Annotated in this window: 18 protein-coding genes; all 18 read right to left on the bottom strand. The window is 75.4% G+C overall.

From position 1 onward, the window contains the following. Positions 1-19 precede the first annotated feature (19 nt). Positions 20-841 carry a polysaccharide deacetylase family protein gene (locus tag D0Z06_RS07050; RefSeq protein ID WP_117376631.1) on the bottom strand — a complete coding sequence of 274 codons (822 nt, stop codon included), beginning with the start codon at positions 839-841 and terminating at the stop codon, positions 20-22. After that, the gene (locus D0Z06_RS07045; RefSeq protein WP_117376630.1) at positions 838-1,845 is read right to left on the bottom strand and encodes a glycosyltransferase family 2 protein; all 1,008 of its coding nucleotides are present in this window, start codon (positions 1,843-1,845) and stop codon (positions 838-840) included. Before D0Z06_RS07045 ends, D0Z06_RS07050 begins: the two co-directional genes overlap by 4 nt. Further along, complete coding sequence (locus D0Z06_RS07040; RefSeq protein WP_117376629.1) at positions 1,842-2,738, bottom strand: glycosyltransferase family 2 protein; 897 nt, start codon at positions 2,736-2,738, stop codon at positions 1,842-1,844. Before D0Z06_RS07040 ends, D0Z06_RS07045 begins: the two co-directional genes overlap by 4 nt. A 351-nt stretch (positions 2,739-3,089) precedes the next feature. Next, positions 3,090-3,920 (bottom strand): alpha/beta hydrolase family protein, encoded by an 831-nt coding sequence (locus D0Z06_RS07035; protein WP_158579897.1) that lies wholly within the window; start codon positions 3,918-3,920, stop codon positions 3,090-3,092. Positions 3,921-4,116: 196 nt separating this feature from the next. Beyond that, positions 4,117-5,211, bottom strand: a complete 1,095-nt coding sequence (locus D0Z06_RS07030; protein ID WP_117376627.1) for a GNAT family N-acetyltransferase — start codon at positions 5,209-5,211, stop codon at positions 4,117-4,119. After that, entirely contained in the window at positions 5,208-6,077 is an 870-nt protein-coding gene (locus tag D0Z06_RS07025; protein ID WP_117376626.1) for a metallophosphoesterase family protein, read from the bottom strand. The genes D0Z06_RS07030 and D0Z06_RS07025 overlap by 4 nt, the downstream gene beginning before the upstream one ends. Next, positions 6,077-8,146, bottom strand: coding sequence for a PIG-L family deacetylase (locus D0Z06_RS07020; RefSeq protein ID WP_117376625.1), 2,070 nt, complete (start codon positions 8,144-8,146; stop codon positions 6,077-6,079). The genes D0Z06_RS07025 and D0Z06_RS07020 overlap by 1 nt, the downstream gene beginning before the upstream one ends. After that, entirely contained in the window at positions 8,143-9,591 is a 1,449-nt protein-coding gene (locus tag D0Z06_RS07015; RefSeq protein WP_117376624.1) for a hypothetical protein, read from the bottom strand. Before D0Z06_RS07015 ends, D0Z06_RS07020 begins: the two co-directional genes overlap by 4 nt. Next, positions 9,588-10,700, bottom strand: a complete 1,113-nt coding sequence (locus D0Z06_RS07010) for a GNAT family N-acetyltransferase (protein WP_117376623.1) — start codon at positions 10,698-10,700, stop codon at positions 9,588-9,590. The genes D0Z06_RS07015 and D0Z06_RS07010 overlap by 4 nt, the downstream gene beginning before the upstream one ends. After that, on the bottom strand, positions 10,697-11,899 hold the full coding sequence (locus D0Z06_RS07005) for a glycosyltransferase family 4 protein (protein ID WP_199522176.1): 1,203 nt from the start codon (positions 11,897-11,899) through the stop codon (positions 10,697-10,699). The genes D0Z06_RS07010 and D0Z06_RS07005 overlap by 4 nt, the downstream gene beginning before the upstream one ends. Continuing rightward, the gene (locus D0Z06_RS07000) at positions 11,896-13,353 is read right to left on the bottom strand and encodes a beta-galactosidase (RefSeq protein WP_147331985.1); all 1,458 of its coding nucleotides are present in this window, start codon (positions 13,351-13,353) and stop codon (positions 11,896-11,898) included. Before D0Z06_RS07000 ends, D0Z06_RS07005 begins: the two co-directional genes overlap by 4 nt. Further along, positions 13,340-14,983 carry a phospholipid carrier-dependent glycosyltransferase gene (locus D0Z06_RS06995; protein WP_117376621.1) on the bottom strand — a complete coding sequence of 548 codons (1,644 nt, stop codon included), beginning with the start codon at positions 14,981-14,983 and terminating at the stop codon, positions 13,340-13,342. Before D0Z06_RS06995 ends, D0Z06_RS07000 begins: the two co-directional genes overlap by 14 nt. Then, positions 14,980-16,437: a glycosyltransferase family 4 protein gene (locus tag D0Z06_RS06990; protein ID WP_233517507.1), complete on the bottom strand. Its 1,458-nt coding sequence runs from the start codon at positions 16,435-16,437 to the stop codon at positions 14,980-14,982. Before D0Z06_RS06990 ends, D0Z06_RS06995 begins: the two co-directional genes overlap by 4 nt. Beyond that, positions 16,434-17,288 (bottom strand): glycosyltransferase, encoded by an 855-nt coding sequence (locus D0Z06_RS06985; protein ID WP_117376620.1) that lies wholly within the window; start codon positions 17,286-17,288, stop codon positions 16,434-16,436. The genes D0Z06_RS06990 and D0Z06_RS06985 overlap by 4 nt, the downstream gene beginning before the upstream one ends. Before the next feature lie 336 nt (positions 17,289-17,624). Beyond that, complete coding sequence (locus D0Z06_RS25270) at positions 17,625-18,815, bottom strand: hypothetical protein (protein ID WP_158579896.1); 1,191 nt, start codon at positions 18,813-18,815, stop codon at positions 17,625-17,627. A gap of 451 nt (positions 18,816-19,266) precedes the next feature. Continuing rightward, positions 19,267-19,692, bottom strand: a complete 426-nt coding sequence (locus tag D0Z06_RS06970; RefSeq protein ID WP_117376618.1) for a hypothetical protein — start codon at positions 19,690-19,692, stop codon at positions 19,267-19,269. 26 nt (positions 19,693-19,718) lie between these two features. Beyond that, positions 19,719-20,771: a PHP domain-containing protein gene (locus tag D0Z06_RS06965; protein WP_117376699.1), complete on the bottom strand. Its 1,053-nt coding sequence runs from the start codon at positions 20,769-20,771 to the stop codon at positions 19,719-19,721. Next, positions 20,768-21,373, bottom strand: coding sequence for a DoxX family protein (locus tag D0Z06_RS06960; RefSeq protein ID WP_117376617.1), 606 nt, complete (start codon positions 21,371-21,373; stop codon positions 20,768-20,770). The genes D0Z06_RS06965 and D0Z06_RS06960 overlap by 4 nt, the downstream gene beginning before the upstream one ends. Positions 21,374-21,397: the final 24 nt, after the last annotated feature.

Below are 21,397 nucleotides of genomic sequence, written 5' to 3'. Positions count from 1 at the left end.
CGTTGCGTGAGTGCGTGCGTTACGTGAGTTCGTGGCCGAAGGCGTGCGCGGTACGGCGGGCGGCGCGCCACGCCGGTGCGGCGACACGTTTGAGGTGCGGTGCGAGCCCGGGCTCGCCCGTGGACACGAGCGCGTCGAAGGCATCCCCGGTGACGCCGGGCCGGACGTGCAGCCGTGGAACACGGTACGTGTCGTCCGCGGACGTGGCGATCCTCCGCCCGACGATGCACCCGTTGGTGTAGCCCGCCCCGGCCACGGCCCGTTCGACCCGGCGGCTGGAGTACCCGTGCGGGTAGCAGAAGGAGGTCACCGCCCGCCCGAGCCGGTCCTCCAGGTCGCGCTTGCTGTCCACGACCTCGGTGCGGAGCTCCTGGGGGGAGAGGGTGTCGAGCGTGCGGTGGTTGACCGAGTGGCTGCCGATCTCGACCCCGACGTCGGCGACGTCGGCCAGCTCGGACCAGCTCAGCCGCGATCCGTACGGGTCGCCGGGCGGTACCCGTACCCCGACGGAGCCGGTCGGGACGTACATGGTGGCCCGCGCGCCCAGCGAGGCGAGCACCTCCACCCCGTGCGTGAAGTCGAGCAGCCCGTCGTCGAAGGTGACCCCGACGACCCGTGCACCGGGGTCGGCGGCGCGGGCGGCGAGGGCTTCGGTGAGGCCCAGGAGGCGCCACCCGTCGGCGGTGAGGGCGCCGAGCTGATCGGCGAGCTCACCGACGGGGACGGCGTGCTCGTCCGGGGTTGCCGGCGCTTCCACCGGGGTCGAGTGGTACATCAGCACGGGCATCCGCCACCGCACCGACCGGCGCAGCAGGCGTCCGCTGGCCGCGCGCCCGCTCACGGCCGGCCCGCCCGGGGACCGGGCACGTCGCCGACTGCCGCCGTCCCGGTGCCGGGCGCCCCGCTGACGGGAGCCACCGCGGCGGTTCGGCGGGTGACCGGCCGTGCCGTGAGGTAGCCGACCCCCGCCGCCGCGATGCCGGCGAGGATCGCACCGGCTCGGGCCAGGCCCCCCAGGACGTCGCCCCGCAGCGCCGCGGCCAGGTTGCGGGCCACCCCGTTGACCAGCACCGTCCGCACGAAGGCGGTCTCCTCCGCGAGGACGTCGTCGCCCGCGGTCGGGAGCGCGGCCATGTGCCGCTTGCCGGCGCCCTCGAGGTGGCAGCGTCGCAGGAAGAAGCCGAAGGTCTGCCGCTCCGGTGGGACCTCGTGCCAGACCACCGCGTGCGGCGTGAACCGCCACCGCGCACCCGGGCCGGTGTGGGCGTTGAGGCGTAGGCAGAGCTCGGTGTCCTCCGGCTGGGAGGCATCCCCGACCTTGCCCAGGTCGGCCGAGAAGCCGCCGACCGCCAGCAGCCTGCTCCGCCGGACCAGCAGGTTGGCGCCCCAGACGTTGCGCACGTCGAGCGACGGCCGGGGCATGGACCCTCCGACCACCCAGGAGAACTGCTCCGGGAACCAGCGGGGAGCGCCCACCGGCCAGCGCGCCTCGATGGCGCCGCCCACCCCGGTCGCGAAGGGGGCCTCGTGGTGGGCGCGCAGCAGTTCCTCGATCCAGGTCGGCTCGGCCACCTCGTCGTCGTCGAGGAAGGCGACCAGCTCCGACTCGCTGACCAGGGCGCCGGTGTTCCGGCCGCCGGACGCGCCCCGCGCGTACCGGTTGGGGACGACACGTGCGCGGTCGCCCAGTTCCCGGCGCAGGCGGTGCAGCAGGGTGTCGTTGTGGTCGACGACCACGACGAGTTCGACCGGGACCGTCTGCGCGGCTGCGGAGTCGACCGCGCGCAGGATGTCGTCCCACCGTGCCTCGCTGAAGCAGGGGATGACGACGGCGACGGTGCTCATGCGACGTCCTCGACGGGCACCGCGCCCGCCCGGGGCAGTGCCGGCACGTCGTCCCCGGAGGTCCGCCGGGGAGCCGTCGCGCGCCGTGACCGCACCACCGGCGGCACGCCGGCTCGCGTCCCGGGCGGGAGGGTCCCGCCGGCGCCGTTGACCCGCTCGACGAGCAGGGCGCGGAGGACCCGGAAGCCGTCCCGCCAGGTGTTGAGGTTGCTCTGCCCGTGCAGGCGGGGGAACTCGAAGCTCGGGACCTCGGCGATCCGGAGCCCCCCCTTGGCGACCCGGGTGTTGATGATCGTCTCGATCTCGAAGCCGTCGCCCCACTGCTTGCGGTCCCGCCCGGTGTCCGCGGCGTCGAGGGCCAGCACCGGCAGGCAGCGGGCCCAGAACGCGTTGTAGCCGTAGCAGAGGTCGCTGTAGGACGTGCCGTAGAGCACGTTGACGACCCGGTTGAGCCACCGGTTGCCCCAGGCCCGCAGCCGCGTGATGTCGGCGCTGCCGCCGCCGGGAGCGAACCGGGTGCCCTTGGCGAAGTCCGCGCCGGAGGTCAGCGCCCCGACGTAGGCGGGGATCTCCCGCGGGTCGGCCGAACCGTCGGCGTCGAGCATCACCACGACGTCGCCGGTCACCGCTGCGAAGCCGCAGGCCATGGCGTTGCCCTTCCCGCGCCTGTTCTGCTGCACCACGACCACGTCGGGGCGCAGGCTCCGGGCCACGGCGACGGTGTCGTCGACGCTCCGCCCGTCGACGACGATGACCTCGTGGAGGTCCTCCGGGAGCAGCGCGAACACGTGCGGGAGGTTCCTGGCCTCGTTGTACGTGGGGATGACCACGCTGATCCGGGGTGCCCCGGTGCTGTCGTGGCGGTGCGCAGCGGTGCCCTGATGTGGGCGCATGCCGGTCCTCTCGGTGCGGAGACGGGTCCGGTTTCGCCTCTGCTCGCCGCCGGGCACGTGGCGACCAGGGTCGCCCGGCGGGTCATCGCTACCCGTGGTGCGTGGTTGGCTCGATGTCCTCGGTGGCCGGTCCTCCGGCACGGGGATCACGACGCGCGGCGGCACACCGGTGTGCAGCCCCCGTGTCGACTGGCCGACGTCCGTTCCAGAGTGACTGAGAGTCGTGGTCGTGTCCACCGGATGGCGGATACGTCACGTCATCGGGTGACAGCCGTGCGATCCTGCTCACTGTCCGTGGCGAGAGCGCGGTGCGGTCGCCCGCGCACGTCCCCCTGTCGGGCGCTGCTGCGGTCAGCCGAGCTCGTCGTCGGCGAGGAACGCGGCCCCCGAGCCGTCGACCGCCGACCGCAGGTCCTCGAGGGCCGCTGGGTCGATGTCCAGCGCCCACTGCAGGTAGTCGGTGGTGACCTCGGCGACGACCGGCCAGGTGGGGTAGGAGTCCTCCTCGTAGGTGCTGCTGTGATCCGCCCCGGGAACCTCGAGGAAGGCCTTGGGTGCCGGAGCGGCGCCGTAGAGCTGCTCGCCCTGCTCCACCGGGATCGCATCGTCCTGGTCGCCGTGCACGAACAGGATGGGGGTGCCGGCGTCGACGAACGTCAGCGGGGGCTTCTCCGCGAGCTCGGGCACCAGGTAGTCCAACGGCCCCCCCGCGAGGACGAGGGCGGCGTCGAAACCGCTCACGAAGCCGTACTCGCTGCGCAGGAAGGCGGTCGTCAGGGCACCCAGCGAGTGCCCGGCCGCGGCGATCCGCTCCGGGTCGACCAGCCCCTCGATGTCGCTGCCGGGGGTCTCCGCGAGCCGCAGCACCTGGTCGAGGACGAAGGCGACGTCCCCCGGCTGCTGGGGCACGTCGGCGCGGATCTCGGCCGCGCCCTCGGCGCTCAGCGGGAACCGCGGCGCCGCGACGACCATGCCCGCCGACGACCACCGGGAGAGCAGCTCCTCGTACTTCTCGGGGGTGGCCAGGTAACCGTGGCTGAACACGACCAGCGGGAAGGGCCCGTCGCCCTCGGTCGGGTACCAGATCGTCGTCTCCAGCTCACGGGTGGCCACGACCTGGTTGCCGTCGGCGTCGTAACCACCCCGGGAGCCGTCCTCGAGGCTGACCTGCGTGCTCGTCACGTCGAGGACGGTTTCCTCGGTGGGGCCGTTCCCGCCCGGGGACCCCTCGTCCGGGGCGGAGGAGGAGCAACCCGAGACCACGAGCACGGAAGCCACGAGTGCCATGAGTCCACGGGTGCGCCGACGCTTCGCCATGATCCCCAGTGTCCGATATCGACTCTAACCAGCCGCGTTCCGGGGCCGATCGAGAGACATCTCACACCGGGCGGTTCCCCGTCGCCCGGGCGGCGACCGCCCGCATCCTCTCGTCCGCGGCGGTGAGAGGCAGTCGCTCGAAGCGCAGGGCCTCGTAGCGGATCGCCGCCGCGCCGAAACCGGCCTTGAAGCGTGCCACCCCCGAGCCGGGGTCGGACTCGCCCAGGTGGAACCAGCGGGCTCCTCCGCGGCAGGCCTCCTCGATGGCCAGAGACTGCAGCAGCGCACCGGCCTGCGTCTGCCCGGCGAGTTCGCGGTCCATCGCCGACATCCAGAAGTAGGCCTGCTCACCGGCCCGCAGCACGACGTACGCGGCCACCGGCTCGCCGTCGAGGTGCGCGGTCCAGCCGGTCACCGCCGCGCCGAGAGCCGGGAGCGCGGAGGCGAGCTGGCCGGCGCGGTCCCGGCGCCGCTCCACGAGGCGCTCGATCCACGGCGGGCGTCCGCGCTGCTCGGCCCACCGGTCCACCGTCCGGCGGTTGAGCGCGGTGAAGGTCTCCACGAGCCGGGCACCGGTGCTCAGCCGGACGTCGAGCGGCTGCCGCTCCGCCCGGCGGACCTTCCTCCGCACGTCCGGGCGGAACCGCGTCGACCACACGGCGGGGAAGCCGCCCGCGAGGTCGAGCACGTGGCACAGGAAGGGCACGCGGACGGTGCCGGGCGGGGCGGTCGCCGCCCAGACGCCCGCCGTCAGGGGGTTCGGGGTGAGCGTCGACCGCAGCACGCGTCGCCCGGCCAGGTCGGCCAGGACGGCCTCGGCCTCGGACCCGGTGACCGGGCACCCGGCCACGAGCGGACCTCCGTAGCCGAAGCCGTAGGGCATCGACTCCTCGGAGAGCACCAGCCCGGCCCGGGTCCGCGCGACCAGCGGCAGCACGAGGCGCCGGCCGTCGTCGAACTCGTAGAGGCGGCTCCGGTCGGTGAAGCCGCGGGTGCCGCACAGCCAGTCGGTCCACGCCGGGGTCTGGGTGGGCAGCGCCAGCGGGTCCGAGGCCAGGACCTCGGCCCAGACCTCGCGCGGAGCAGGGCTGGTCACGCGCACCGCTCCCCGCCGCGGGCCCACCGGGGTGACCGGCGGGTGCACGTGCGTGCTCACGCGGCGTCCCCCGGGGTCCGGCCGGTCACCGTGGCGGTCGGTGCCGGAGCCGTCGTCCCGGTCCCCCCGCGCGGGCCGGGTGCCAGCCGGAGCGCGGCACGGTCGAGGAACCGGTGCACGCGCAGCGCCGGGGGGAACCAGCGCGCCGGAGGCGCGTGCAGGCACCGGTCGGGGAGCCCGTGCCGCGCCAGGCCCGCCCGGCTCGCCGCGACGTCGAAGTCGGCGTGCAGGAACTCGACGGCCCCGGTGGCGTCGTCGAGCACCGCGAACCGCGCGACGGGCCGGCGTTCCCGCTGCCGGGACTGGCCCACGCTCCCGGGGTTGAGCAGCCGCGCCGTCCGGGCCGGCCGCCCCGCGCGACGGGCGGGGACGGTGCCCCGGCCCGCCTCCACGAGCCACGGTTGGTGGGTGTGGCCGAGGACGAGGACGTCGGCCCCCGGTGCCTCCACCGGGAGCCGGGCGAGCAGCTCCTGGGCCCGGCGCTCCCGGAAGATGTACTCCTCCGGGCTGTCGAGCGACCCGTGCGTCATGAGCACCCGGCCGGCCCGCAGGGTGGTCGGCAGCGACTCCAGCCAGCTGCGGACGTCGGCCGACAGCAGGGCGCGGTGCACGTCGGCCGACCGCCGGGCGTAGGAGGGGAAGCGGGTCGGGGGCAGCCGGTCGAGGACGAACAGGTCGTGGTTGCCGAGCACGCACTGCGCCCCGGCCTCGGCCAGCGCCGTCACGCACTCGTTCGGCTGCCCCCCGTAGCCGACCAGGTCGCCGGCGACGAGGAGCCGGTCCACGCCCCGGCGCCGCAGGGCGGTGAGCGCCGCCTGCAGCGCCGGCAGGTTGGCGTGCACGTCGGACAGGACACCGGTGCGCATCAGCGCACCGCCCCGGCCGCCACCGGGCCCTCGGTCGGCTCGGGGGACCGCACCGGCCGCCGCCGCAGCCGGCGCCAGGCCGGTCCCGCCACAGCGGCGAGCATCGGGAGGGGGTCGGACAGGTCCATCGGGGTCTTGGTCTCGGCCCGGGCGGCCCAGCGGGCCCAGCGCCACAGGCCGGTCCCCTCCTCCCGCGCGGCGAGGAAGTCGCGATCCACCCGGCACCAGGCCACGCCCGGGCGGGCCGGGGTCGTGGCCGGCCGGGGCCGGCCGACCAGGTCCGCCCACACCACCGCCGGGATGTTCACCCCTGCGGCCGCCCCGACGTTGTGCCACATGTTGTAGCGGGGGTTGACCTCCAGCAGCCACAACCGCCCGTCGTCGTCCCGCTTGAAGTCCAGCTTGGCCACGCCACGCAGGTCGAGCGCCGCCACGACCTCGCGGCCCAGGTGCAGGACGTCGGGTTCCTCGGAGGTGACGACGGCGGTCGAGTGACCCAGCGCCATCGGGTACGTGCGCACCTTCCGGCCGGTGAACTCGGCGGCCACCCGCCCGGAGGCGTCGACGTAGACGTGGTAGCTCTCGATGCGGGTCTCCGGGCCGAGCACCGGCTGCTGCACGATCAGCTCCGGGTGGTCGCCGGCCAGCCGTTCGACGAGGGCGTCCAGCTCGCCCCGGTCGTGCAGCAGGGCGGCCTTGGCGGGCGTGGTGGCGTCCCAGAGCGGGGCCCGCCGCAGCGGCTTCACCAGCAGGGGGAACGCCAGCCGCTCGTCGAGGACCGGGCAGGCCGTGTCGAGGACCTGCCCCGTCGGCACGGGCAGCCCCACCTCGTCGGCGAGCTGCTGGAAGGCCGCCTTGTCCACGAGCTTCTCGACGAGGTCGGCGTCGGGGACCACGAACCGCAGGGCCGGCGCGAGCTCGTCGCGGCGGCGGGAGACCAGCAGCAGGTCGTCGTCGGACTGGTAGAAGAGCACCGTCGGCGTCTCGCGGCTGCGCGCATCGGCCAGGAGCGCGGCGACCAGCGCGTCCTCGTCGGGGCGCGGGTCGTCGATCCAGCCCGAGACGTACCGGGAGTGCCGGTCGGGCCGCCCGGGCGGCCCCACGGTCGTGACCGGGACGCCCACCGCGTGCAACGGGACAGCCAGGTCCAGGTACCCCAGCACGACGGCGCGCCCGGTCTCCTGCATGTCGGTGGTCTCCTTCGAGCGGGCCCGTGGCCTGGTGCCGGCGGGCAGGGACGGTCGGTCCGCGGCGCGGGAGGGCGTCGTCGTCCCCACCTCGGGCGGCAGGTAGTAGGTCTCCGGGACCAGGGGGATCTCCCCCTGCGGCGGGAACAGCGCCTCGACCTGGGTGCGGTAGCCCTTGATGAGCACCTGCTTGGCGTCGAGGTCGCGGTCCCAGGTCACCGCGGTCAGCCCGCGCGCCGCGACGTAGCCGGGGACGGGGTTGCGCAGGACGTAGGGGAAGTCGGCGTAGAGGACGGCGGGCCGCGGCTGCCGCTCCACCAGCGCGCGGGTGAGCAGGTGGTCGACGTGCCGGGCCACGCCGACCGGGCCGAGCACCAGCGCCGCGTCGATGCGGTCGGCCAGCGCGCGGACCTCGGCGTCCAGCCGGCTGAGCAGCGCCCGGTCCCCGCGGGAGATCCGGCCCTTGTCGATGTCGAGCCGGAAGGTGGGGTAGCGGTGCACGACCTCCGGGACGACGCGGCCGAGCCGCGCGACGGCCGGCGGCACGTCCCGCAACCGGAACAGCGCGTCCGGCACGCCGAGGTGCACGTGCTCGACCCCCAGGCCGGTGAGCACCTCGGCGTCCTCCGCCTGCCGGGCCGCGTACAGCTCGGCGGCGTCGCCGATCGTGCACTGGCCGAGGAACGCCCGCGCCGCGCGGCTGTGCGGCGGCGGGCCCGCCTCGGTGAAGACGGTGGCCACGGTGACCGGCACCCGCCCGGCCAGCGAGCTCAGCAACGCGCCGCAGGACAGGACCGCGTCGTCGAGGTGCGCGGACAGCACGAGGATCCCTCCGCCTGCGGCCACCGCCTCGTCGAGGAGGGTGGACAGCGGGTCGTTCATCGGGTCTCCCGTTCGCCGGTGGGGTGGGTCGAGGCCCTCCGGAGCAGCCGGAGCACGGCGCCGGCGAGCAGCAGGACGGCGACCACCCACAGGGCCGGCACGGAGGCGGCCGCCTGGAGGAGGGCCCCGACGACGCCGGCGGCGAGGAGCGCGGACAGCGCCCGCCGGGGTGTCCGGGGGGGCAGCAGCGGCGCGGCGGCCACCCCCAGCGCCCCGGCCGCGAGCAGGGCGGCCAGCGCCACCCCGGTGGCCAGACCCGGGATCCCGTCGACCTGCCAGCCCAGCAGCAGGCCCGCGGGCATCAGGACGACGGCGGCCAGCAGGCCCGCCTGGCACCGCCGGTAGGCCCGCAGCCCGAGCAGCACGGAGGTGAACGTGGTCAGGGCGGCGTAGCCGATCCCCGCCGCGGCGAGCACCGGGAGCAGCGCCAGGGAGCCGGCGTAGCGCTCCGGGAACACCAGCAGCATCAGCTCGCGGGGCACCGTGGCGACCACGACCGCCGCCGCGAGCGCGAGCACCGCGAACGAGCCCAGCGTCGCGTTCAGGATCGACTCGGTGTGCGCGTGCCGGCTGCGCAGCAGCGGGAAGGCAACGGCGACCGCGCCGGCCGCCACGTAGACCGGTGCCTTCGCCAGCGTCGACAGCGCCTGGAACCCCGCGCTGGCCGCGTCGTGGTCGCCGAGCAGCGCGACCAGGACGACGTCCGCGCCGACCAGTGCGTAGACGATCAGCTGGGTGACGGCGATGTCCCCCGTCTCCGCCCAGCGCCGCCGCTCCCGGAGCACGTCGGGGCGCCAGGACAGGTCACGCCACAGCCGCCGCGGGGTGGTGAGCAGCACCACCGCCGACCCGGCGACGAACCCGACCAGCGCGCCCCCCGCGCTGCCGCCCACGAGGACCACGCCGACGCTGACGAGCACCCGGACGCTGACCTCGGCGACGACCATCCAGGAGTCCCGGACGAACAGCAGCTCGCCGTGCGTCCAGCCCCACACCGGGCTGCACAGGCACAGGACCATCGCTGCCACGGCCACCGTGGCGGCGACCAGCGGCGGGGCGAACGCCGCGGTGATCAGCCCGGTCACCAGGGCGGCGAGCAGCCCGCACCCGGTCGACACCGACCAGGCGAAGGCCATGCCGCTGCGCCGGCCCTCCGACCCCGGGGGGTGGCTGCGGATGGTGTGCGTGAGGGGCATGGGGATCAGCGCCGCGGCGAAGACGCCGACGGTGCCGAGCAGCGTCGCGGCGGCGGCGTACTGGCTGTAGGAAGGGGCGTCGAGCAGGTGGGCCAGCACCAGCGCGCCGACGTAGCCCAGCACGGCGACCATGGCCATGGCCGCCGACACCAGGGGGCCGCGGGACGCGACCAGGCTGCCGTCGGCGGTCAACCGGCCGTCCCCGTCGTGCGGCGCGGCGACGTCCGCGGGCCGGGGGGCGGCGGTCACCGGTCCACCGCCCCGGCGCGGCCCCGCCCGAGCGAGGCCAGCCGTCCGGCCACCGCCCGGAGCCGGTGGTCGGCCGCCGTCATCGGCAGGCGCTCGAAGCGCAGAGCCGACCAGGACACGGGCACGCCGCCGTAGAGCTCCTTGTACTGCGCCACCCCGGAACCTGGGTCGGACTCGCCGAGCTGGAACCACCGGACCCCGGACGCGCAGGCCTCCTCCAGCTCCAGCGACAGCAGCAGCGCCCCGGCCTGGGTACGCCGTGCCAGGTCCGCGTCCACGGCCGACAACCACCCGTACGCCTGGGCGCCGAAGTGCAGCGCAACGTTGACCGCGACCGGCTCCCCGTGCAGGTAGGCCGTCCAGGCGCGGACCATCGGTCCGAGGGCGTCGATGGCGGAGGCGAGCTGGCCGACGCGGTCGCGCTGCCGGTCCACCAGGCGGGCCAGCCAGAGCGGTTGCCCCCGCTGCCGGGCCCAGCGCTCCACGGCGCGGCGGTTCAGCTCGGCGAACGCCTCGACGACGCCGCTGCCGGCGCCCGACCGGACCTCGAGGGGCTGCTTGAGCGCACGGCGGATGTTCCGCTTGGCGCCGCTGCGGAACCGGGTGCTCCGGACCTGCTCGAAGCCCCCTTCGAGGTCGAGGACGTGCGCGAGGTAGGGGACGCGCACGACCCCGGGCGGGGCGATCGCCGACCACTTCGCCGACGCTCTGGGCAGCGGCGCCAGCGACGAGCGCAGGACGGGACGCCGCGCCAGGTCGTCGAGGACCGCCCGCGCCTGATCGGGGCTGGGCTCCCCGCCCATCACCAGCGGGCCCCCGTAGCCGAAGCCGTAGGGCATCGACTCCTCGGTCAGCCGCACCCCCGCCGCCGTGCGCGCCAGCAGCGGGAGCAGCAGCCGGCGGCCGTCGGCGAACTCGTACAGCCGGCTGGCGTCGGTGAAGCCGCGGGTGCGGCAGAGCCAGTCGGTCCACTCGGGGGTCTGGCTCGGGAGGGCGGAGGGATCGGCGGCCAGCGCCTGCCGCCACACGTCGCGAGGGGCGGGGGAGACGACGGACACCTCCCGGCGGAGGTCCACCGATCCGGTCCACGGGCGGATCAGCGTGGTCATCGACGGGCCCCCGAGGTCAGCTCGCCGCACGGTCGCGGTGAGGGGGCGGCCGGTGGCCGGCCCACGGCGGCGCGGTAGACCTCGGCCTGGCGGCGGGCGAGGACGTCCCAGTCGTAGCCGGCGGCGAACGCGCGACCGGCCGTCCCCATCGCCAGGACCCGGTCGCGGTCACCGTGGAGCGCCACCAGTTCCGCGGCCAGGCCGTCGATGTCGAACGGGCGCACCAGCCGCCCGGCGACCGCCGGGACCACCTCCCGCAGGCAGGGGATGTCGAACGCCACGACCGGGGTGGCGGCGGCCAGCGCCTCCACGGCGACGATGCCGAAGGTCTCGGCCCGCGACGGCACCACCGCGATCCTGCTGGTGACCAGCAGCCGGGCCTTGTCCGCGCCGCCGACCCAGCCGGGGAAGCGGACCCGGTCGGCGACACCCAGCCGCTCGGCGAGCTGCCGGACCCTTGCCTCGTCGGGGCCGCGGCCGGCGATGACGAGGTCGCCGTCCACCTGCGGGTGCGCCTCCGCCCACGCCCGCAGGAGGAGGTCCAGACCCTTGCCCCCGAGTTCCAGCCGGCCGATGCACAGCACGTCCCGGCCGAGCTGCGCCGGCTCGTCGAACAGACACGGGTCGACCCCGTTGCCGATGACGTCGACCGAGGCCCGCGGGTTCATCGCGGTCAGCCGTTCGGCCGTGCCCTCCGACACCGCGACGAGCTGCCGGTGGGTCCGCACGGCCGCCCGCTCCACCAGGTGGAAGGGCAGCTTGTACTGCCGGGTCTTCTCTCGGGCGTGCAGCCACTGGACCATCCCGACGACCGGGCGCCGCGTCCACAGCGGGACCGCCATGCTCGAGAACGGCGGCAGGAAGTCCTCGACGACGAGGTCGGCCTCGCGGTGCCGCCGGACGGCGACCGGCAGCATCAGCACGTAGCCGAGCAGCCGGGTGAGGCGGTTTGCGCCGCGGCCGATGCCGACGTGCTCGTACCGCACGCCCTCGTGCTCGCCGTCGACGTACCCGGGGAAGCGGGTGGTGAGGACGGTGACGTCCATGCCCGCGGCGGCCAGCCGCCGGTCGATCTCGCGGGTGCGCACGGATCCGCCCCCGGAGCCCGGCATCCGCGGGTCCTCGAAGCCCAGGTGCAGGACCCGCAGGGGTGCGGAGCCCCCGTGCGGGGCCGGTGCGTCGCTGTCCACGGTGCTCATCGGTGCGTCCCCTTCCTGCCGGGCCGGCGCTCGTCACTCCTGGCGGCCCGGATCCGTGCGGCGTAGTCGTCGATGCCGGCACCGGGGCGCTCGCCGAACAGGTCGTCCTCGAACGCCCACATGAACAGCGACATCCCGCACTCCAGGGCGTACCGGGGCGCGTGGTCCATCTGCTCGCCGGCGCTGTCGGTGAGGTCGTTGCCCCCGGTGCGCGGGGTGTCCGGGGACCCGGGGTTCTCGCCCATGAGACCCAGCCCGGCCGTGCGGGCGTTCGCCATCGTCCAGCGGACCGACGACCACTGCCCAACGTCCGGCTCGGTCAGCAGATCGCGGTCGGCGTCCCCCGGTCGGCAGCTGTCCTGCGGCGGGTCGAGCTGGCGGGCGGTCACCGCGGTCGCGTCGTCCACGCTGCTGGAGTCGGCGTACAGGCTCCCCCAGCCCGGTTGCTCGGTGGACGCCAGGCTGCCCGCGATGTGCGGCAGCTGCTCCGGGTAGAACAGGCCCTGCTCGAAGCTGCCGTCGCGGTCGGCGGTGCCGTCCATGCGGGCGGCCAGGGCCGCCTCCAGGTCGGCCGGCAGCGCACCGCGGCCGGCCAGCGGGAAGTGGATGTCCCTCTCGTAGCCCTGGTCGCGCAGGGTGCGGACCACCCAGATGACGGCGTCCGCGACCGATCGGGAGTACCAGCGGTACCACTCCCGGACCTGCTCGGTGCCCACCTCGGTGCCGTTCCAGGCGGAGGAGCCCGGGATCCAGCCCGGCAACGGGCTGGGCTCCGCCCCGTCGGCCAGGCCCACCCCCTCCTGGGCGGCCGCGTCGAACGCCCAGAACGGGTTGTACCCGGAGGACTCGCCGCCCGGGTAGCCCAGCTCGCCGTGGATGCCGGTGCCCACGCGGATCGCCGCGGCCCGATCCAGGCCGACGGCCCGGTCCAGCGCGGCGAGGTACTCGGCGACGGCGTCCCGGACCGCCTGGCTGAAGACCACGTTCGGCGCGTACCGGTCTCCCCGGTCACCGTGCTGGTTCACGTAGGCACCGCCGGGCAGCTCCGCCACCCAGCCAGGGGCCGAGTGCAGCCCGAGCGTGAACACCACGCCGATCCCGGCGCGGTCGCACTCGTCGATGTGCCGGCGGACGTAGGCGGCGTAGCCCAGGTCGTACTCGCCGGGCACCGGCTCGAACGACGCCCAGCTCAGGCCCATCTCGGCGTAGCGCACCCCGGCCTCGCTCAGGGCGTCGACCCGCTCCGGGTCGCAGCGGGACCCCAGCACGCCGAACGCCAGGCCGGTGCCCGCGTCCGCGACCACCGGGTCCGGTGACCCGGGCACGTCCGCCGGCCGACCCGACACGATCGCGGCCCCGGCGGCCGCGGCCGCGAGCACCGTGACGACGAGCGCCAGTGCGTTCCGACGGCGGCCACGGCCGGGGGCCCGCCGCCCGAGGTCATGGCGTGCCACGGTCACCCGCCTCGGGCACCGCCTCGCCGGCGGTGCCGGCGTCGACGGGCGGCGGGGGAGGGCCGCCGATCCCCAGCGCGGCCGCCGCGGCGAGGTCGTCCTCGTCGACGGACCACAGCACCGTCTCGCCGTTGGTCGGCCCCGCGTGCCGGAACAGCGGCTCGCCGTTCGCCTCGAGCCACACGAGCAGCTCCGGGGTGGCGCGGGCGTAGCCCTGCTCGGTGGGCAGGCTCACGGTCAGCACGTACTCCGCCCCGTTCGCGGTCAACTGCGCCGCGGTGGACCAGGGGCCGAACCGGTCGTCGTCCCGGAAGGCCCGCACCGCCGTGTCGTTGGTGACCCCGACGCGGGCGTCGGCGGGGAGCTCGGCCACCGCCCACGCCCGGAAGCTCCGGAACCCGTCGTCCTCCTCGGTCTCGAGCCGCAGACCGAGGAACGCCGCCGCGGCGAGCAGGAGGCACGCCACGGTCACGGTCACCGTCCGCAGGCCCGGCCGGTGCTCGACCACCATCGCGGCGGCGACGGCGAGGGCGAGCACGCCGGCCACCACGACGGGGTAGCCGAAGTGCTCCTCGAAGGTGCCGAACAGCGCGAGGAAGGCACCGAGCCCGCCCGTCACCACGGCCGACAGGCCGATCAGGCGCCGGTCCGCGCGGCGGCTGCACGCGGCGATCAGCCCGGCCAGCGGGCACAGCAGCAGCAGCAGATAGCTCGTGCCGTAGGCCTGGGCCTGGTCGACGAGCCGCTCGGCGAGGCTGGGCGCCCCGGGGGCGTTGAAGCCGGTCGTCTGCTCCGCGCCGATCAGCCGCAGCACACCGGCGCTCTTCGCGGTGCCCCACAGGCCCAGGTAGCCGGTGAGCCAGAGCGTCATCAGGTAGAGGGCGTAGGGCAGGGCGATCCCCACGAGCACCGTCGCGGCCTCCCGGACCTGCAGGGTCCGACGCCAGGCCACGGCAAGGAGCACCGGGAGGACGACGTAGACGGCGAAGACGTCCTTGGTGAGGACGGCGAGCCCGAGCAGGAACCCGGCCAGGAGCAGCCGTGCCCGCGGACGGCCCCGCTCCCGCCGGTCGACGTGGCGGACCAGCAGCAGCAGGCCCGCCAGGACCGCGACGACCGCGGGGGTCTCCAGGAAGACCCGGCTGTTGTTGCGGAGCACGAAGGGCTCGAACACCAGGAGCAGGGCGCCGAAGACCGCCGGCCAGGTGCCGGCGACCCGTCGCAGCAGGAGGAAGGCGAGGGCGACGGACAGCGCCCCCAGGGAAGCCATCAGCCACCGGAGGTCGTAGACGAGCTCCATGCTGTCGCCGGTCCCCAGGCCGAGCAGCCGGATCACGCCGCCCTCGACCAGGAAGGAGCCCGGCGGGTGGAGGAAGAACGGCCCGTCGCCGAGGGCCGGCATCTCCCACCGGCTGATGGACGCGCCGAGGTCGGCGTAGTGCATCTCGTCGATCCACAGCTCGAAGCTGCGCATCAGACCGACCGAGCGGACGGCCATGGCCAGCGCCGCCAGGGCCCCGGCCAGGGCGAGGGGGTGCGAGGCGGTGCGTCGCCAGGCCGGGGTCCGTTGCCGGTCGCCCGGCCCGGAGGTCTCCTCCGCCGGCGCAGGGGTCTGGTCGATGAGGGTCACGCGCTCTTCTCCATGTCGAGGTGTTCCACGCCGGGAGCAGGGGCCGGCGGCGCCTCGGGCCCGGCCAGCAGGAGGCGGCGGTCGGCGAGTTGCAGGGAGCCGTCACGGGCGCCGATCCGATCGAGGACGACGGCTGCGTCGAAATCGTCGCAACCGGTCAGGACGACCGACGTCCGGTCGCCGTGCTGGACCAGCTCGTCGGTCGAACGGAGCCCGGTCCGGACGTCAGCGGGGTCGGTGTGGCGGAAGCCGACCAGGACGGCCATGTCCGACCGCGCGGACCGGCGCTCGGGCGTGCGCCCCCGGCTGCGCGCGGCGGTGGAGCGCATCTCCTCGACGACCACCCCGGCCAGGAGGTCGGCGCTGCGGTCCCAGGAGAAGCACCGGGCCCACGCCCGGCAGTCGGCGGCCATCCGTTCTGCCCGGGCGTCTTCCCCGAGGAGGTCGACCGCGGCGACGAGCGCCGTGCCCAGGTCCTGCGGCCGCTCGACCAGCCACCCGGTCTCGCCGTGCAGGACCGAATCGCGGATGCCGGGGACCTTCAGCGCCAGGCACGGGACCCCCGTCGCGGCCGCCTCGATCACCGAGCACCCCCACCCCTCGGCGGCCGAGGTCGAGGCGGTGAGCCAGGCCGAGGAGAGCAGCTCGTCGCGCACCTCGGCGGACACGTAGCCGTGGAGCCGGACGGTCGACCGCAGGCCGAGGTCGGAGACCAGGCCCTGGAGCCAGTGCCGTTCGGGGCCGTCCCCGACGATCTCCACCCGCAGCCCCGGGATCCGGGCCGTGGTCGTCGCCAGCGCGCCGAGCAGCAGCTCGATCCGCTTGTGCGGCACGAGCCGGCTGACCACGACCAGCAGCGGGTCGGGGGAGCGGTCCCGCGGCGCCCACGACACGGGGGCGGTGCCGTTCGGCACCACGAAGACCGGGTTGCGGAAGCCCAGCCGGTGCCGGAGCTCGAACCTGGTCGAGGGCGACACCGCGGCGATGGCCCGCTGCGCGTAGACGCGCCGCGCGACCGGGCCCTCCAGCAGGCGGCCCACCGCCGCCATGGCCGGGGAGAACCGGGTGGCGAACTGGTCCTGGTGGACGTGGTGGACGACCTGGACGACGGGCACGGCCTGCGGGAGGAACAGCGGGGCGAAGAACGGGATCCCGTTCTGGCAGTCCACCACCGCGTCGAAGCGTCCCTGGCTGCGCAGCAGCCGGGCCGCCGCGCGGGGGTAGACCGACAGCGGGCCGCCCGCGCGGTGCACGTGCATGCCGTCCAGGTGCTCGTGCTCGGCCTGCCCCGGCGCGCGCGCGGTGAACCAGGTGACCTCGGCGCCGGCCCGCGCCCAGCGCATGCCGATCTGGTGGATGTACTGCTCGGCGCCCCCGGCCTCCGGGTGCCGGACGTCGCGCCAGTTGAGGACCAGGATGCGGCGGGCCCGGAGGTCCGCGGCGGTCGCCGTCACGACGCCCACCGGGCGGCCGCGCGCTGCATCTGCAGCACCGCGCCGAAGCTGGCGACGCCGTCGCGCAGCGGGTGGAAGGAGGACTCGCCGGCGTGGCTCCACGCGACCGGGAGCTCCACGATGTCGAAACCGCTGCCCTGCAGGCACCGGAGGAGCTCGACGTCGAAGGCGAACCCGGTGACCCGGCAGTTCACGAGGGCATGGGTGACGGCGTGCCGCTCGAAGAACTTGAACCCGCACTGGGTGTCGTGCACGCCCTTGACGATGTTGCGGGTCAGGAGGCGGAAGGCCGCACCGCCGAGGCGGCGCCCCGCGGGCTGGGTCTCGACGAAGCACGCCCCCGGCGTGTGCCGGGAGGCGATCACCGCCGCCGCGCCCCGTTCGAGGTGCTCCATCGCGGTGGTGAGGGTCTCCACCGGGGTCGCGAGGTCGGCGTCGAAGAAGCCGACGAAGCGGGAGCGGCTGCTCAGCAGGGCCCGCCGCACCGCCGCGCCCTTGCCCGGGCGAGCGCACCCCACGACCTCGACGGGCACGCGGGGGTCGGCGGAACGCGCCACCGCCCGTGCCACCCCGGCGGTGTCGTCCGAGCTGCCGTTGTCGACGACCACGACGCGCGAGGACCACGGCTGGTCGCGGAGGAACTCCACCGTGCGTTCCAGGGTCCGCGGGAGCCGCGAGGCCTCGTTGTACGCCGGTATCGCCACCTCGAGGTCGGCGCCGGCGCGGGCGCTGGTGATCGCGACCGGCCGGGTGGGTGTGCTCCGGCCGGTGCGCGGTGCGGGCACGGTCGGTGGGTGTTGCCGGGCGTCGGCCCGGTCGAGGGTTGCGCTGTCGAGCGCGATGACGGTCATGAGAGCCCCGTGGTGTCGGGTGGTGCCGGTTCGGGTGCGGGTGCCTGGGCCGCGTCCCCGGGGAGAGGGGCGGGTGCCCAGGTCGGCGGCGTGGTCGACGGCAGGCGTCGCCGGGGCCGCCCACGGTGACCCGGATCAGTTCCGGGCGCCGATGGCGTGGAGGCGGTGCAGGACCTGCGTCCCTTCGAGGTCCTCGACGAGCGCCGCCGGGCGGCGGGCAGGTCGGGAGGCAGGAGCGGGACGCGGATACCGGGTGTGCGGCCGGCAGGGCCGTGGCCGCCGTGCTGCGAACCGTCGCGGTGCCCCGCTCGGGGGCGCCGGACCGCTACTCGACGGTCAGTCCGGGCGGGCGCCCGGGTCGTCGGCACCGCCGACGACGAGGGCGGCGGTGTTCCAGGCCGAGCGGGACGACGCCGTCGCCAGCGATGCCATGAAGCCGCCGGCCGCCACCGCCAGTTCTGACTCCGAGCCGCTGCCGTGGCCGGACCCACCGGCGCAGACGACCGAGGACGTCGTCGTCGGGCAGCCCGGAGCGGTGGGTGCCTGCGGAGCTGGCGGGAGGGGAGTTCCACCCGGCTCGGCCGGCTGCACGGGGGCGATCGGGAGTGGTGCGGTCAGGACGTCGGCCGGGGCGTCCGTGACGAGCCCGGGCACCGTCCGAGGATCCGCGGCCCGCGTGCCGGACGACGCGGCGGCGCCGGGCGTCCCCGCCCGCAGGTGCCGGGCCGGGTGGGCGGTGGGGCCGGCAGCCGGCGCGGTGCAGGGAGCGGCGTCCCCGGTGACCTGGGCCGACGGCAGGGCGTTCGCCGGGGCCGACGTACCGGTGATCGGCGAGGAGGCGGCCGGAAGGGGTGCCACGGTCGCCGGATCCGCTGTCGGGGTCGCCGCCGGGCTCGTGGTCGTCGACCTGGTCGCGGCCGGGACCTGCTCGGTGGGCTCGACCCCCGCCGCTCCGGTGCCGGCGTCGGTGGTCGTGCCGGTGCCGGTGGTGGTCCCGGTGGTGGTGCCGGTGCCGGTGGTGGTGCCGGTGGTCCCGGTGGTCGTACCGGTGGTGCCGGTGCCGGTGCCGGTGGTGGCGCCGGGTGCGGTGTCCGGGGTGGTGGATCCCCCGGGGCCGGGGACGGGGTCCGTCGGGTGCGGCTCGCCGGTGTCCGCAGGATCGTTGGCCGGGGCCTCGGCCACGGGCGGCTCGGCCACGGGCGGCTCGGCCACGGGCGGCTCGGTCACCGGCGGCTCGGCCACGGGCGGCTCGGCCGCGGGCGGCTCGGCCGCGGGCGGCTCGGCCACGGGCGGCTCCGCGACGACCGGTTCGCTGACGTCCTCGGACCCGGTGGCCGGCTCCCCGTCGGGACCCGGCGCCTCGGGATGCTGCGGCTCAACCGCGGGTGGGCCCGTCTGCGCCGGCGGGTCCCACCGCACCCCCGAGTGGTGCGTGGTCCCGGTCGTGCGGTCGTGAGCGAGTGCCGGCCCCGCCAGGGCGGTGAGCAGCAGCCAGCCGCCCAGCAGGAAGAGCAGTGCCGTGATCACGCGGCCGCGCCAGGACCAGCCCGTAGGGGTCCCGGCGATGTCAGGACAGCCCTCATCAGCAAGCGCGCCTGGTGACACTGCGTCACCAGGCGGCAGCGCAAGGCTGACGCCGACCACCTGAGGCCCCCGTGTCCGTCATGTGAGCTGTGCCAGGACCTCCGGGCAGGCATCAGGCCTTCCGCGGTCCGGACCGGGACCTTGAACAGCGACTGCGTCCCGGTCAAGGTGATCTGGGTCGCAACGAAGGCGCCCACGGCGCTTTGTCACTCTCCGTTTCGATTCGCTAGCCAAGGCGTACCGAAACCGCCTGTCTCACCCGGGTCCTCGGCGGGGTACTGGACCAACGCCGTGCCATCCCCGCGGTACGGTCCTGGGCGCAGGACGGCGACCGTGGTGACGACGCACAGCGTCACCACGTAGACCTGGTGCGGCACCAGCAGGCTGGTCTCGCTCAGCGGCCAGAGAAGAGGCACCCCCGGACCCGTCGCGAGGTCCGCGCCAGGTGCACCAGCACCCCGAGGGCCAGGCCGCCCAACGGGGTCCGCAGCCGCCGACCGGTCCACGAGAGCGCCAGCAGCACCACCACGAGGCTGAGCGAGTGGGTGACCGGCCGCCCGAACTCGGTCACCGCGCCGACGCCCCACAGGTACAGCGGCACGTGATCGAGGTCGATGAGCACGGCGGCGAGCAACGCCCACGGGAAGAGGTCCCGGTGCCGCTCGGGCAGCAGGGCGGTGAGCAGCAGCCACGCCGTCAGGAGGTGCGCGGGTTCGTCGAGCACGCCGACGACGACCAGCGGCCACGGACGTGCGGCGGCGACCGTGTCGAGCGTCAGGACGACGGCCAGAGCGGCGACCGCGGTCAGCCCGCGTGTCACCGGTGAGGCAGGGGGGCTGGTCCCCTTCACATCCGCGTCCAGGCCAGCAGATCCGCCGCCGTCCGGGTGTTGACCACGCGGTCCACGGGGACGCCGACCTCCACCGCCCGCTCGCAGCCGTTGCCCTGCCAGTCGAGCTGACCGGGGGCGTGCGCGTCGGTGTCGATCGCGAACTCGCAGCCGAGCTCGAGGGCGAGCGCCAGCAGCCGCAGCGGCGGGTCCAGCCGCTCGGGCCGGGAGTTGATCTCGACGGCGGTGCCGTGCGCGGCGCAGGCGCCGAACACCGCCTCGGCGTCGAAGGTGCTCTCCGGCCGGGGGCGCTGGCGGCGGCCCTCCCGCTGCTCGCGGGGGACCAGCAGCCGGCCGGTGCAGTGCCCGAGGACGTCGGTGTGCGGGTTCTCGACCGCGGCCAGCATCCGCGCGGTCATGGCGGCGCTGTCGGCCCGCAGGTCGGAGTGCACGCTGGCCACCACGACGTCCAGGCGGGCGAGCAGCTCCTCGGTCTGGTCGAGGGACCCGTCGACGAGGATGTCGCACTCGATGCCGGTGAGGACCCGGAAGGGCGCCAGCTCCTCGTTGAGCTCCGCGACCACGTCGAGCTGGCGCTCCAGCCGCTCGGGGGAGAGCCCGTTGGCGACGGTCAGCCGCGGCGAGTGGTCGGTGAGGGCCAGGTAGTCGTGTCCGAGCGCGAGCGCCGCCTCGGCCATCTCGCGGATCGGGCTGCCGCCGTCGGACCAGTCCGAGTGCGCGTGCAGGTCGCCGCGCAGCGCGGCGCGGTACCCGGCGACGTCGTCGGCCAGCGGCACCAGCTCGGCGTGGGCCTCCTCCAGGCGGGCGAGGTACTCGGGCACCTCCCCGGCGTGGGCCTGCACGATCGCCGCCCCGGTCTTCGGGCCGATGCCGCGCAGGTCGGTGAGCGTCCGGGTGCGGATGCGCCGGTCGAGCTCCTCGGGCCCGAGGCCGTCGACCACCGCGGCCGCGGTGCGGAACGCCGCGACCCGGTGCGTGGGCTCGCGGGCGCGCTCCAGGAGGAAGGCGATCCTCCGGAGCGCGGCCGCGGGCGGGAGCGGGTCGCTCAGCTGAAGACCTTCGCGGTGCTCTTCGCGGTGCCTTTGCCGGCCTTCTTCCCGGCCGTGCGGGTGGCCTTCTTCTGCGCCTTGGTCGCCCGCTGGGAGGCCTTGGCGGCGCGCTTCTGGGCCTGGGCCAGGTTCTTCTCCGTGGTCTCGGAGGCCAGCCGGGCCGCGCGGCGCGCGCGGTAGCCCACCGACGGGCGCCCCGCGGTGTCGGCGGTGGCCAGCAGGAGGCCGCCGAGCATGCTGGTGTTCTTCAGGAAGTCCGCCAGCTGGCCGAACCGCTCGTCGGGGTCCTCGTGCTCCCAGAACCGGTGCCCGGCCAGCGTCGTGGGCACCACGCTGACGGTGAGCAGCAGCGCCGAGAGCCGGGGCAGCTTGCCCAGGGCCAGCATGCTGCCGGCGGCGACCTTGACCGCGGCGTCGGCCTTCACCCACTGCTCGACGTCCCGGGGGACCTCGACCGGCAGCTGCTTGTCGGCCTGCTCGGCGACCGCCTCGACGATGGGGCGCGCGCCCGGCACCCGGTCCTGCGGCTTGCGCAGCGTCTGTATGCCGCCGTAGACGAACGACGAGGCGAGCAACGGCCGGGCGATCCGGCGGAGCAACATGGTTGACCTCTTTCCGTCGGGTGT

The sequence above is a fragment of the Geodermatophilus marinus genome, from assembly GCF_003428645.1.
GTDB lineage: Bacteria > Actinomycetota > Actinomycetes > Mycobacteriales > Geodermatophilaceae > Geodermatophilus.
The sequence above is the reverse complement of the archived record's forward strand: the minus strand, read 5'-3'. Positions and strand labels throughout refer to the sequence as shown.

Bases quoted from the DNA above. Each gene is read 5' to 3' on its own strand.
- D0Z06_RS07045 (WP_117376630.1), bottom strand. From the start codon at position 1,845: ATGAGCACCGTCGCCGTCGTCATCCCCTGCTTCAGCGAGGCACGGTGG.
- D0Z06_RS07040 (WP_117376629.1), bottom strand. From the start codon at position 2,738: ATGCGCCCACATCAGGGCACCGCTGCGCACCGCCACGACAGCACCGGG.
- D0Z06_RS07025 (WP_117376626.1), bottom strand. From the start codon at position 6,077: ATGCGCACCGGTGTCCTGTCCGACGTGCACGCCAACCTGCCGGCGCTG.
- D0Z06_RS07020 (WP_117376625.1), bottom strand. From the start codon at position 8,146: ATGAACGACCCGCTGTCCACCCTCCTCGACGAGGCGGTGGCCGCAGGC.
- D0Z06_RS07010 (WP_117376623.1), bottom strand. From the start codon at position 10,700: ATGACCACGCTGATCCGCCCGTGGACCGGATCGGTGGACCTCCGCCGG.
- D0Z06_RS07005 (WP_199522176.1), bottom strand. From the start codon at position 11,899: ATGAGCACCGTGGACAGCGACGCACCGGCCCCGCACGGGGGCTCCGCA.
- D0Z06_RS06985 (WP_117376620.1), bottom strand. From the start codon at position 17,288: ATGACCGTCATCGCGCTCGACAGCGCAACCCTCGACCGGGCCGACGCC.
- D0Z06_RS06960 (WP_117376617.1), bottom strand. From the start codon at position 21,373: ATGTTGCTCCGCCGGATCGCCCGGCCGTTGCTCGCCTCGTCGTTCGTC.